The 14,513-nt window shown below is 35.7% G+C and carries 5 protein-coding genes; 1 reads left to right on the top strand and 4 read right to left on the bottom strand.

The features are described 5' to 3' along the window. Positions 1-41 precede the first annotated feature (41 nt). The 4 genes from QL232_RS08510 to QL232_RS08495 form a co-directional block, all read right to left on the bottom strand. Positions 42-3,191 carry a glycoside hydrolase family 2 TIM barrel-domain containing protein gene (locus QL232_RS08510; protein ID WP_281613791.1) on the bottom strand — a complete coding sequence of 1,050 codons (3,150 nt, stop codon included), beginning with the start codon at positions 3,189-3,191 and terminating at the stop codon, positions 42-44. A gap of 90 nt (positions 3,192-3,281) precedes the next feature. Then, complete coding sequence (locus tag QL232_RS08505) at positions 3,282-4,865, bottom strand: RagB/SusD family nutrient uptake outer membrane protein (RefSeq protein WP_281613790.1); 1,584 nt, start codon at positions 4,863-4,865, stop codon at positions 3,282-3,284. A gap of 23 nt (positions 4,866-4,888) precedes the next feature. Continuing rightward, a complete protein-coding gene (locus tag QL232_RS08500) occupies positions 4,889-7,897 on the bottom strand; it encodes a TonB-dependent receptor (protein ID WP_281613789.1) in 3,009 nt (1,002 codons plus the stop codon). A 76-nt stretch (positions 7,898-7,973) separates the two neighbouring features. Continuing rightward, the gene (locus QL232_RS08495) at positions 7,974-10,112 is read right to left on the bottom strand and encodes a SusF/SusE family outer membrane protein (protein WP_281613788.1); all 2,139 of its coding nucleotides are present in this window, start codon (positions 10,110-10,112) and stop codon (positions 7,974-7,976) included. 327 nt (positions 10,113-10,439) lie between these two features. Between QL232_RS08495 and QL232_RS08490 the strand changes: the two genes are divergently transcribed. Then, a complete protein-coding gene (locus QL232_RS08490) occupies positions 10,440-14,396 on the top strand; it encodes a two-component regulator propeller domain-containing protein (protein ID WP_281613787.1) in 3,957 nt (1,318 codons plus the stop codon). The last annotated feature ends 117 nt before the right edge of the window (positions 14,397-14,513 follow it).

The following is a 14,513-nucleotide window of genomic DNA, read 5'->3' as shown; positions in this document are numbered from 1 at the left end:
AAGCTTCTTGATGAAATTTATCCATCAAGAAGCTTCAAGCCTTATTTACCCAAACCAGCTTTTTGGGTTTCTTTTTGGTAAGGCATCATTGTAAATCCATACGAATATTTCGCAGGCATCAATCGGTATTCATCATGCGGCAGGTAACCCCAACTATTGTCACCTCCTACACCTCTTTGCTTTAAGTCAATGTTTAGTGATACTAAATTTCGTTGGTAAATATCATTAATATGACGTTGCTTTTTTTCTTCGCCTGGATCAAAATCAGAGATACGGTTATGCAATGCCGTAACACTCAAAGGTTGTTGTCCGATGACTCTTAAACCAAACCCTTTATCGTTTAATAAAGTCAACCATCGTACATCCGTTTTATTGCCGTTTTCCTGAGGTCTTAAGTAAGCATGATACTGCTCTGCTACTGTACTCTCATAGATACCAACCAATGTTGCATTATTTCTATCTTGGTAATTTTCTACAGGTCCTCTACCGTAATAGGTAAATTGATCATACTCATTAGAAAGAATCATATTCATTCCAAATCTTGGTAGTTCTGGTAGGTCTTTTCTTCCTTCAATATCCATTGCAACACTTACTGAAATGGCTCCTTCTCCATTAATTGCATAAGTCAGGTGATAGTCTGCGTCTACATTCTTTAAATGATAGACAACATCAACCAAAACAGAATTCCCTTCTTCTTTCACATCAATAGATTTCACCGATTTGTTTCTATGTGCCATTCTCCATACGTTCGATTCTTTTTGCATATGGTTTCCGAAATCGTTATCAACAGGTGCTCTCCAGAAACTAGGTTTTGGTGCTTCATTAATAATTTTCTGACCTTTGAATGTCCACTCAGCAATTTCACCCCACTTAGAGATCCACACTTGGAAATCTTTACCATTTACACCAATCCAATCACCTTCTTTCTGAACTTTAGGAAGGGTTGTTTTTTCTTCCTTTTTAGCAAAGAATTTCCCTTCTCCTAGCATAAACTGCTCATGAGCAATAGAGTGACCCTTCGGAATCATTCTAGTTGCCTCTTTTGTAATCACATTGAAGTTTAAGAAATACTCTACACCATTTTCTTGAGGTATTTCTGGAAGTTGAACAAAAATATCTTTACTCTGATGTGGTTCGATATTTAATGGATGGCTTGCCGATTTTATGACCTTACCATTTTTCAAAATCTCATAACGCATATGATAGTTTGAAAGGTTAGTAAAATCAAATTCGTTAGTGACTGTAATGATTCCATTCGCTAAATCTTTGGCTTTGAACTGAACATTTTGATGTACATATTTCACCTCATATAATCCCGGATGTGGCTTACGGTCTGGATCAACTAAACCATTTAAACAGAAGTTTTCTTGATTCGGGTACATATATGAATTGAAGTCTCCTCCATATGCCCAGTACATATTTCCATTCTCATCATGCGTCTGAATACCTTGATCTACCCAGTCCCAAATAAAACCACCTTGCATATGTGGTTTGCTTCTTACTATATCCCACAGATCTTTAAAATTACCATTCGAATTACCCATGGCATGAGAATACTCACACATAATAAACGGTCTTGTTTTATCTGTCGCCTCAGCATACTTTTTCATGTCCGCTACCCATGGATACATTGGGCAAACGATATCCGTATTTCTCAACTCACCCGCTTGTTCAAACTGAACCGGTCTTGTTTTATCACGCTCTTTTAACCAATCATAAATCTTAAAGAAAGTCTCACCATTTCCACATTCATTACCCATAGACCAGATAATTACAGATGGATGGTTTTTATCTCTTTCTACCATTGATTTTACTCTATCAAAGTGAGCATCATACCAATCTGGATTATATGCGGTATGACGAAGTGTATCAAAGGTTCCTTGATGTTCTGCCCCCAAACCATGTGATTCAATATTGGCTTCATCCACAAGGTACAAACCGTATTCATCAGCAAGTTCATACCATCTAGTATCATTGGGGTAATGGCTCAAACGTACTGCATTGATGTTGTTTCGTTTCATCGTTTCGATGTCTTTCAACATCATCTCTTCCGTATTAGCATGCCCTCTTGTTGGGTGGTGCTCATGTAGGTTGACACCTTTTACCAATACAGGCATACCATTTACATGCAGCTGTGCATTTTTAATTTCAACGGTTCTAAAACCCACCTTAGATGAAGTACTCGAAACTACTTTCCCTTTGCTATCTTTTTGTGTTAATACCAAAGTGTATAAGTAAGGATCTTCAGCACTCCATCTGTTTACATTAGTCAGCTTTCCTGATAACTTGGTGGTTTTTGATGAAATCGCAGGTAATAGAATCTTTGATTTTTTTGTAAGTACTTTTCTTAAGTTTTTATCATAAAGTACTGCCTTAATGGTATTTGTTACTGACTCTTTTGTTGTATTTTCTATATCAACTTCCAAAGAGAACATACCATGTTTATATGACTTATCTAGTATTGATGTTACTTCAAAATCTTTTACATATGATGTAGGTGTAGCATATAAATAGACCTCTCTATCAATACCACTTAAACGCCACATATCTTGATCTTCTAAGTATGAACCATCAGACCAGCGATAAACTTCTACTGCAATCTGATTCTCACCTTCTTTGACAAAGCTTGTGATATCAAATTCGGCAGGAGTTTTTGATCCTTGAGAGTAACCTACTTTTTCTCCATTTACCCATAAATACATCGCAGAACGAACTCCTGCAAAGTGTACAAACACTTGCTTTCCTTCAAAGTTTACAGGTAAATTGAATGTTCTTTTATATGAGCCCACCGGATTATCGTCATGTGGAATATTCGGGGGATCTACCGGCGTAAATGGATACTCAACATTCGTATATATTGGAGTTCCAAAACCTTGTAATTCCCAATTTGAAGGCACTTCAATATCATTCCATGATGATGTATTGTAGTCCTTTTTAAAAAAGTCTTTTGGCCTATCTGCTGGTTTAATAACCCAGTTAAACTTCCAAGTTCCGTTGAGTGATAAGGTATTATCGGAATTTTCTTTATTATTCGTTAGGGCCTCCGTTTCAGAATTATATAAAGTAAAAGTGGCTCTTGCCTCTTCTTTATTCTGAGCGATCATCTTTGGGTTCTCCCAATCATTTATTTGTTGGGCAGAAACTCCTAAAGATGCCATTAGAAGACTTCCTATTGTTATCAGCTTCTTCATATTGATTTTATTTCTCTATTCTATTTGAGTTAGTTAAGCTTATTAAAGTGGAGTCAAGGCAGTAAAACCACCTTGACTATTGATTTTAGATTAATAACCAGGGTTTTGTTCTACTGCCCCGTTAGATAAGTCTATTTGTGTTTGTGGAATAGGAAAATACATGTGCTTGCTTTCATCCCAAAGTGTTCCTTTGTCATTACCAGCATCATAATCTGTATTGTTATTCATATTATAATTCACAAAGTCAGTCATAGCTTGCGTCATTCTCCCTGTTCTTTTCAGATCATAAAAACGTTCGCCTTCCATCGCAAGCTCCAGTCTTCTTTCGTTTAATACATCATCTAATGTTACCGAAGTATAGTTGTGACTGTTATCGCCAAATGCTCTTTCTCGAAGTAAGTTAACATGCTGTGCCGCTCTACCTGCAGCACCTACTCTTACCTCACATTCTGCAGCTATAAGTAGTACATCTGCGTATCTAAGAATTTTATATTGGTAAGGATCATTTCCATACCAGTCATTACGCGCTGATGGTTTTAAAAACATTTTTCTGTTGATACGTCCAGATGCATTCGATCCATCAGTTTCATTATCAGCAAATGCATAGTAAGGAGTTCCTTCATCTGGATCTGGATTACCATCGGCATCCAATAAGTCCAAATGCTTAATGATGGTCATTCCTTTACGGGCATCTCCCTCTTCAAAAGCATTTTCAAGGTGAGAAGATGGAGTATTGAATCCCCATCCATTAACAACACCTCCGTAAAAACTAGGGCTATTCTTTGAAGATCTAGATCCTGTTACCGTTGGGAATGATGTTCCTAACGCAAATGTTATATCGCCTGAAGTTTGAATCTCAAAAACAGATTCTGCTGAGTTTCTTTGTGAGTTATCCCAAAGAACTTCTATATCTGGCACCAAAGAATAATCGCCATCTTGAATAATCGCATTGGCTTGGTCTAGTGCTTCTTGATATTTCTGTTGATATAAATATGCTTTGGCTAATAATGCCTGTGCAGTCCCTTTAGTAACTCTACCAATTTCATTAGGATCTTGAAGGCCTCTAGTTGGTAAAACTTCGATCGCTTCCAATAAGTCTCTTTCAATAAATGCCCACGTGGCTGCTTCAGTACTTCTTCCCAAAGAAGCTTGCTCATCTGCAACTTCATCAGTTAAAGCAGGTCTTTCTAAAAGTATCACGCCTCCGAAGTTTCTTACTAAACCAAAGTATTGATAAGCTCGAAGTACCTTTGCTTCAGCGATCACTTGTTCTTTAAATTCTTGATTTTCGACTGGAGATCCTTCCGTTTTTTCAAGGACAATATTAGCATGGAAAATTCCTTTATAGCTATAAATCCACTCGTACTCTAACCACTCGTTTTGTGGTGTGATATCAAATTTTGAGAGTAAAGTGAAGCTCAATTGATCTGTATAACCATCAAAGGCATCATCTGAGCAAATGTCTCCTACAAAACGAAAGTTATCTTTATACCACCAATCGTCTCCACTTAACCAGAAGTAAGCAGACATTAAACCTTGAGTAATCTCTGTTTCAGTATTATAAAAGTTGTCTAAGTTCTGTACCCCTTGTCTTGGGTTTTCAAGAAAGTCTTTACATCCTACTGTCCCGAATGCCAAGGCTCCTGCTAATATATATGTTGCTAATTTTTTCATTCTTTTGTGCTCTTTTGAATTGATTAGAAAGTGAAGTTTAATCCCATCATGTAAGTTCTTGGTGTAGGGTAATCACCCCAATCGATACCTCTATCGAAGATTCCCCAATAGCCACCCGATACATCTGGGTCCATTCCATCATAACCTGTTATTGTAAATAGGTTTTGAGCTGATGCAAATATTCTTAATCTATCTACATTCTTTAATTTGCTGAAAGTATATCCGACTTGTATGTTCTGTAATCTCAAGAATGAACCGTCTTGAATATATAAATTTGAGAATCTATGGAAGTTTTCAGTTTGACTTTCTCCAGCTAACCTTGGGTAGAAGTTGGTTGAACCTTCACCCGACCAAAATCTGTTTACTACTCCTGCCTGAACATTCGAGTTTCCTAAATCACCAGAGTAAGTATAAGGAGCCATAGCATTGATCACATCATTTCCATATGTTCCTTGGAAGGTCATTGAAATATCAAAACCTTTGTAAGCTCCATTTAATGTTAAGCCAAATACCAAATCTGGCTCTGGATTCCCAATATATGTTCTATCTGCATCTGTGATTTGACCATCACCGTCAAGATCTTTAAACCGGATATCACCTGGCTTAGCGTTTGGTTGAATTAGTTGACCTTCTTTTGTTGCATGACTGTTGATTTCTGTTTGATTTTGGAAGATGCCATCATGAACATAGCCGTAGAAACCTGCTACTGTACCACCTACTTCAGTACGAGTCATGTTATTTACCCTTTGTGAGTTACCTCCCCAAATCACTTCACCTTCGTTGGCCAGTTGAGTAACTGTAGATCTTGCTTGTGATAAGTTTAATACAGCTCCAAAACTCCAATCTTTTTTATCAATGTTATAAGCTACTGTAGCATCCCAACCTTTGGTTGTCATACTACCAACGTTCGCCCAAATTTCACCAGGATAGCCAGGGTAACCTAAATGAGGAGGAACATTTTTCTGCATCAACATGTCTTTGGTATTTCTCTCAAAAAAGTCTACCGAACCTGTGATTTTACCATTCAAGAAACCAAAGTCTACGCCTATGTTTTTATCTTCCACAGTTTCCCAAATCAAGTTACTGTTACCAATCACATCTGGTGCAAGACCTGGATATCTTTGACCATCAGGACCAAATACATAGTCATAGTTTGAAAGTGTTGTCGTATAAGCTCCATCGTTGATAGCTTGGTTACCAATAGTACCCCAACCACCTCTAACTTTTAAGTTACTTAACCAAGTCGCCTCTTCCATAAAACTTTCGTTAGAAATATTCCAACCAGCAGAAATCGATGGGAACGCAGCCCACTTATTACTTTCAGGGAATCTAGAAGAACCATCCATACGGAAGTTAGCAGTCATAAAATAACGATCATCATATGCATAAGTGAAACGACCAAAACCTGAAGCTAAAGAGTTCCACTCTTTGGTACCCCAGCCTAAATAACCATCTTGTGCAGCTTCTGGATATCTTAAATGTGGTGCATTTGAAGGAATGTTTTGTCCTGATGCTCCTAATGTCTGATGTACTAGTCTTTCGGTAGCCGTACCCAACATTACAGAGAAACTATGTTTGTTGATTACTTTCTGATAGGTTAAAGTATTATTCCATACATAATTACTTCTAATGTTCTGTCTACGCTCTGCTCTAGTTACATTGTTTAGATCGTTTGGTCCGATGTAATAGGTTGGTGAGAACGTATCTGAACGCCAAGTGGTGTAGTAATAGCTAAATTGAGTTTTGAAGGTTAAACCATCGATAATATCATAGTTCAGGTAAGTATTTGAGAAGATTTTATTTTCCTTTTGAGAATAATCATTTCTTGCTACCCTACCCGCAACGTTGGCTACATCGTTAGACGAAGGAGCATAAATACTGTATTCATTTAATCCTTCTCTTTCATCTTCCGGTTTATATACTGCATCCGTTGGACGTAGACGTACTGCATCAAAAGGCATAGATCCCGGTCCACTTACATTTGTAGAAGGTGTAATTGAAGCACTTTGACCCACTGTGATTTTATCCGTTAATTGAACGTCTACTCCAAATCTACCTGTGAATCTTTCATAGTCATATCCCTGTAAAACCCCTTCTTGAGAGAAGTAGTTACCACTCATATTGTATCTGATTTTTTCAGAACCACCAGTAATATTCACACTGTAATCTTGAATTGGAGCCCCATTGTTCTGGATTTCATTAAACCAATTCGAGTTCGGAGCATTTTCTACATACTGGTAGTTTGGATCAATTAACGATCTTGCTTGTTGGTACTCTTCAGAACCTGCAGTCATTGGTTTCTTCGCTATATTTTGAACACCTGCAGAAGCATCAAAACTAACTTTCATTGAACCTTCAGTACCTTTAATTGTCGTAACGATAATTACACCATTTGAACCTCTTGATCCATAAATAGCTGATGCTGAAGCATCTTTCAATACCTGAATATCAGCAATATCTTTTGGCGATAAGAATGTAATATCTTCAACTGGAGCTCCATCTACTACATATAGTGGTGTGTTACCGTTTAATGTTGAAATACCTCGAATATTAATTGTTGGGGATTCACCCGGAGCAGCACCTGACTGAGAAATCTGGACACCACTTACTCTACCTTGAAGTGACGTTACAACATCACCAGTAGAGATTTTTCTTAAATCTTCACCGTCTGCTGAAGAAATAGCTGAGGTTAGTTCACTCTTCTTCTGAGTACCATATCCCACTACCACAATTTCCTCTAATTGCTCTGCATCTTCAATCAATGCAATATCTATTTTAGATTGAGTAGTAATTGTAATTTCTTTGGTGGTGTAGCCGATGTAAGAAAACTGTAGTACAGCTCCCTCATTTACTTTTAAAGAGTATTGACCTTCAAAATTTGTCGTTGTTCCTATTGTTGAACCCTTGACTACTACAGTCACTCCAATTAAGGGCTCTCCCAATGAAGTCACTGTACCTGATATCTGACGCTCTTGTGCCCATACTGTTAGGCTGAACAACAGACTGATAAGTAATAATAATTGTTTTTTCATTCCGGTATTCGATGTTAAGTCTTGCTTTATTAGTCTCCCAACAAACTAGTGCAGCCTGTTGGGAGTAAGGATTTTTCTATTGTAATTCCAAGGTTAATGTCATGCTTGCTTTGTCGAAGCTAACAACATATGTTCCTGGAGAGTTATTGAAAGCTAGAGGTTGTAAATTATAAAACTCAGGCTCTTGAACGATTGGAGTTGTGGCAGCTGCATCAGTAACTAAATCAAAAATCATTTCGTCTGATGAATTATCGTAAACTACATAGCCAGGGTAGTTATTTCCTTGCTCATATGTATTTCCATTCAACCACCAGCTTTTGTCATGATGAGCTTGATCTACTGAAGCTATATCTACTACAGCATTGAAAGGAGTTACCGCTGTATTTTGACCAATAACAGCTAAAACTGATCCCCAAGCGTCATTTCCTCCATCAGCCATAAATGTTACTGTAGTAGAGAATAAGTTCGTATTACTTTCGGATTGAGTCATTAATATAGCTGTCGATGGATCTCCCCAATTGGCACTACTGCCATCCAAGTTATGTCCCATTAGGTAGTAAGTTTCAACAGTTGTAGAAACTACCGATACAGTTTGATCATTAATGTTGACTGTAATTTTGTATTCACCTGGCTTGTTATAGTAGTACACAAAGCTCTGCTTACTATCAATATTTTCGTAGTTCAGGTCTTCAATTGGTTTAGTAAGATCAAACACTTCGTTATCTGTTGGATCATCATTACCTCCTGTTAATCCAAAATTGATCGGTGTATAAGCATCTGTTTGTCCAACGAAAGAGAAATATACTCCCCAATCATCTTCACTTAAGTCATTAAAGTTTAGTGTTACATCAAAAATTCCATCTGCTACTTTGTTCATTTGTAACGCTTGCGATGGATCATACCATGAACCGTCTTCTAGTTCTTGTGTACCACCAGCAATGATGTATAATTCTTCTGCTATTGGGAACTCTGGCGGAGCCACATCACCTACTTTTGTAATTGTAACTGTTAGGTTGTTTTTATTAAATACAATATCATAATATCCTGCTTCTTCAAATAGATAAGGGATAGAACCTTGATCATTATGCATTGCTCGAGTTTCATCTGTAGTATTATTCTCTTCTTCGTTTTGAGCAATCCAACCAAAATTATCAGGACTCCAATCTCTTTGTCCTACAAACTTCATTTCAGCACCCGCTTCAATTTCAATATTTGTTTTTGTATATACACCTTCTTCAGTTGATGTCATTGGAATTCCGTTAGAAGGATCCCACCATTGACCAGATTCCGGGAAGCCACCACCAACAATATACATGTCTGCTTCTACAGGAGGCTCTACTGCTTCAGTTAATGAAATCGTTAATTTCATTGTTTCTTTATTGAACTTCACCTCATATTTTCCACCATTATCATAAAAGGCTAACGGATGTAAGTTATAGAAACCCGGTTCTTCTACTATTGGAGTTGATGCATCTTCTTGTGTAACCATGTCAAACTCCATTGTGCCTGCTTCATCATCAAACTTTACATAACCTGGGTAATTACTTTCTTGTACGTAATTGTTATCGCTTCCCCACCATTCTGAATCCTTATATTTTTCAGGAACATTTTCAAAGTCGACAACCGCATTGAAAGGCAGAACTCCAGTAGTTTGGCCAATAATTGCAAGTACACTACCCCAAGCATCTGAACCTCCACCGCTCATAAAAGTGACTACAGTTGAATATTCATTTGGGTTATCTGAAGACTTTTCCATCTTAATCGCTGTTGATGGATCTCCCCAGTTGGCATCTCTTCCTTCAAGATTGTGTGCCATCAAATACATACTTTCAGAAGCTTTTGTCATTACTTTCTGAGAAGCTGTAGTTGTATTATCTCCTACACTTGTTGCTGTAATTTCAATAGTCACTTCGTCGGCAGCATCTGTGGGTACTGCAAACATATAATCTAAATTGAATTCTTTTGGAGAACCTTCCTCTTCAAGGTTAATTGTTCTGTCCAAACTCCAATCAGGTTGATACAACCTCACTGCTTTAACACCTATCTCATGAGTTACCACTGCCTGAATTTGCATGGTTTCTCCTCTAAAGGCCTCCACCTCTTCCTCTAAGTTGATTTGAGGATTAGTTGGATCATTAATTTCTTTTTCCTTACAAGACTGTACTGATATAATAAGTAATAGTCCTAATAGGTAATAGTAAAGTTTAGTCATCATTATTTCATACTAAATTTAATAGTTCACAAAAAAGTTTCCTTTTACTGTTGCTTTCGATAACAAATATGAAATAGTGAATTAGAAATAAGGGTCTAATAAATAATTTTATAGAAGGGTCAAATCATTTCACCCTATTCATTTCTGGTTAAACAAAAAGGGGTATTTAAATAATAAATATTTTCAAATAAATTTTAAAATACTATAAATCAACAACTTAATCAATAATGTAATTATATTCATTTCACCCTGCTGTAAAGATATTAATTTAAGTGTTAATTTCACGCAAAAGAAAGAAGCACCAACTATTTTCCTTAAAGTATTCTTCCAATGCCTACCATAAATAATACCGTTATCATTCGAATATTACTCACACTACTCCTTATTTCTTCAAATATTAAGGGGCAAAACAAAGCTCAAAACTTTACATCCATAGATGGTTTGTCTCACAATACCGTATATGAGATTCTACAAGACAAACATGGCTTTATTTGGATGGGAACAGAAAGCGGTTTAAGTAACTTTGATGGCCAAAATTTTAATACAGCACAAGGTTCTTACAGAGATCAACTTCCTTCACATTTTGTCAATACTTTAGAAATTGATAAGAATAAGACTATTTGGGTAGGAACAACAAAAGGACTAAGAAGAATTAACCAAGAAAAAGAGATTATTGAAAACCCTGTTAGAGAATTAGCGAATAAAAACATCTCAGATATCGCTGTTCTACCTAATAATAATTTGATAGTTACCGTAAATGGTTTTGGGTTATATATCATCAATAATAATAATGAAGTGATTGAGCATTGGTATAAAGACAGCAAAACATTACCTCTATCATCGAACCTAATTGAAACTATTTTAATCGATAAAAAAACTGGATTATTATGGGTAGGAACTAAGGATGCTGGTATTGACCTCATCAACTTATCCAATAAGTATGTCACTACCTTTCCTATAGGTAGAGGTATTAATCAAATACCGTCGAAAGTGATTCATAGTTTTACGCAAGATCATGATGGAAACATCTGGATTGGAACAAAAAAAGGAATTTCTAAATACGACTCTAAAAACAAAACTATCTACAGCGTACACCAAAGAGCATTTTCTAATACTCCGATTATTGCATTACATACGGATAGTGAGAATAATATATGGGTTGGTACTGAACTAAATGGCTTATGGAAGATTACTCCCTCAAAAAACCAATATTTAGAAAGAATTGATATCTCAGATCGTAGCACCACCATACGCTGTATCTTTGAAGATGCTCAACAAAACCTGTGGATTGGCTCTCAAAGAAATGGAATTTATGTATTAAAGGATCAGTTTCATACCTTCAAATTATTAGGTAAAACAGAACTTCAAAGTAATATCATTTGGGGTATTATTGTGGATGATAATCAAACAATTTGGGCCGGAACAGATGGAGAAGGCATCACCACATACAATACAAAATACAAAACATCTCATCGATATATTCATATACCCAACGATACGACCTCCCTCTCTGATAATAATATTATTAGTGCTTTTAAAGATTCAAAAGACCGTTTTTGGTTTGGTACTTATAATGGTGGTGTCAATTTATACTTACCTCGAATAGATGGGTTTCAACGTATTGGGATGGATCAGGGATTACTAGTCCAAGATATCAGATCATTTGGAGAAGATAAAAATGGTACAATTTGGTTTGGTACGAACAGAGGTGGTTTGCATTACTATGACGAAGACTTACAAAAAGCGGTAAGTATTGATAGAACAAGAACTATGGATATCAGAGCTATTTGTAGTAAAGGCAATAAGTTATGGTTGGGTACTTTCGATGATGGTGGTTTATTTAATTATAACATTGATTCAAAAGTTCTACAACCCATCAACTTACCTGTAAATATTGAGATCATTTTTGATCTCTTGTTTGATCAAGAAAAAGATATTCTTTGGATTGGTACCTACGACAAAGGACTTCTTGCCTATCATTACCAAGAAAAAAGACTTGAAGAATTTAAGGACCACAAGGAACTTACTTCTAATATTATCCATGCTATACAACAAGATCAAAATGGAAAACTATGGCTATCATCTAACCATGGTATTGTAGAATTTGATTATCCATTAAAAATTGTCAACAAACATAGTATTGATGTTGGCATACAGTCCAGCGACTTTATGGATGGCTCCAAAGCTATGACCAAAAGAGGTGATATCTATTTTGGAGGTGCAGGAGGTCTAAATTACTTCACTCCTAGTGAAATCATTCCTCAAACATATTCCCCTAACATTGTACTCACTGAATTAAAAGTATTGAATGAGAAAATTATTCCTCATCAGGAAAATCAAATTCTCACCAATAGTATAACAGATACTGATGAAATCGTTTTATCCTACAGTCAAAATCAGTTTTCTGTAAAATACCAAGGGATCGACTATAAACACCCCGAAACTTTAATGTATAAATACTATTTACATGGATGGGACAAGGAGTGGAATAATGTAGGTAAAAACAATGTGGCAAGTTTTAGTAATCTGGCACCAGGAAGTTACACTCTACTTATAGCCACAAAAGTAGCTGGCGGACCTTGGAGTACTCCTTATTCTTTATCCATTCAGATAGAGCCTCCAATCTGGAGAACTTGGTGGGCGAAGTTTATCTATGTCTTAGTTTTTATTCTGATGATTTACTATTGGAAGAAGTTTATTGACAATAGAGCAAAAATTAATTCTCAATTAGAACTTCAAGCTCAACAGAATAAACTACAGCAAGAAAACATGCAAGTCTATAAGGATATCATTCATGAACTGAATACTCCTATTAATCAGTTATTGATGCCATTAGAGAACATGATTCTTGATAAACGCAACACTAATTCAAAATTGAAAAAACAGTTGCAGATGCTTTTCTTTAATGCGTCTAAAATGCATAATATCCTTCGATTTATCTTAACTAATAAAACCCAAGATGAAGGGGAATTACAATTAGAAGTTTACCAATACAATCTCAATACATTTTTATTAAACTTTAAGGAATCCTTCCAATTACAGGCACAACAGCAAAGTATTCAAATTGAAGTAAAACTACCTGAAGAAGATGTTTCAGGATGGTTTGATCTAGAAAAGATCGAAACTGTATTACACTTTTTATTCCTTTCTGTATTGCAAAATTCTTCCTCTTCAGACCATATTATGATAATGTTGGATACTGAATTTAAAGAGTTACAGGAACTTTGTCATATCGATATTCACCTTTTAAATACCAATATGCACCAAAAACATATCGATTTGACGAAAAGGAAAACATCGCTTGTAGGTATTCCAATGAGTGAACTTTATCTCAAAAAACATAAAGGAAGTATTCAATTACCTCAAACAGGAAACGATTTTATTAGAATTAGTTTCCCAATCAATAAAGAGAGTTATTCTACATCAGAAATTAAGATGGATGTTGAGGAAAGTAGTGCTTTGTTTGTTAACTCTGAGATCTACGAATCTACTTCAGAACAGGTGATAAAAGTAGATCAACATATAGCGATTTTGGATGACAATAAAGATGCTGTCACTTTTTTAAGTAATATATTAAGCGAATACCACCTGCATACTTTTGATAACCCATTAGACATGATGGGATTCTTAAGTAAGACCCCTGTAGATATTATCATTATTGATCACACTTTAGAAGGTAATAATGGTATTGAAGTGATTAAAAAGCTTAAGAAAGATGCTAAACTGGCTATTATTCCTACCATCTTAATCGCATCAAATCTTACTGAAAAAACTAAAGTAAGTGGATTAAAAGCTGGTGCAGATTTGTGTATTTCTAAACCTTTCCACATTTCTATCCTTAAAACTCACTTACAAAACTTAATCAATAGTAGAAAGTATTTTAAAAATATATACAGAGCAGAAGTACTATCGGAATCTAAAGAAGTCGTTCCTTTAAATGAAGATGAACAATTAATCAAAAAGATTACCAACCTGATTGAAGAACACCTTGCTGACCCTGAATTCAATGTTCAGAAAATTCAGAAAGAAATGGGATTAAGTCAGTCTTCATTATACAAAAAGATAAAACAACAAACAGGAATGTCTTCTACTGAGTTTCTCCGCAATTTCAGACTTAAATACGCTAAGAAATTACTCGAAAAAAGTAACCTTCCTATTTCAGAAGTAATGCTAAGAGTAGGTTTTCTTGATGCAAAGTACTTTAGAGTGAGTTTCAAGAAGAAGTACAATGTTTCTCCTTCACAGTATCGAAAAGAGTACAAAACGCAAAAAGAAGAAAACTCCTAACACTTCATACATCTTACACATGTAAAGTTTAATTATTAAAAGAAAAAAGTAGCATCCTAATGATAAATAAGTAATCATTCACTATCTTTGCACTTATTAACTCAATTCCATTTCAAC

Source organism: Flammeovirga sp. SubArs3 (assembly GCF_947387565.1).
In the GTDB taxonomy this organism is placed as follows: domain Bacteria; phylum Bacteroidota; class Bacteroidia; order Cytophagales; family Flammeovirgaceae; genus Flammeovirga; species Flammeovirga agarivorans.
Note: the sequence above shows the minus strand (reverse complement) of the source record. Positions and strands in the feature narration are given on the sequence as shown.

What these genes read in the sequence shown, in the direction of transcription:
- QL232_RS08505 (WP_281613790.1), bottom strand. Translation starts at nt 4,865, where the DNA reads ATGAAAAAATTAGCAACATATATATTAGCAGGAGCCTTGGCATTCGGG.
- QL232_RS08510 (WP_281613791.1), bottom strand. Translation starts at nt 3,191, where the DNA reads ATGAAGAAGCTGATAACAATAGGAAGTCTTCTAATGGCATCTTTAGGA.
- QL232_RS08490 (WP_281613787.1), top strand. Translation starts at nt 10,440, where the DNA reads ATGCCTACCATAAATAATACCGTTATCATTCGAATATTACTCACACTA.
- QL232_RS08495 (WP_281613788.1), bottom strand. Translation starts at nt 10,112, where the DNA reads ATGATGACTAAACTTTACTATTACCTATTAGGACTATTACTTATTATA.
- QL232_RS08500 (WP_281613789.1), bottom strand. Translation starts at nt 7,897, where the DNA reads ATGAAAAAACAATTATTATTACTTATCAGTCTGTTGTTCAGCCTAACA.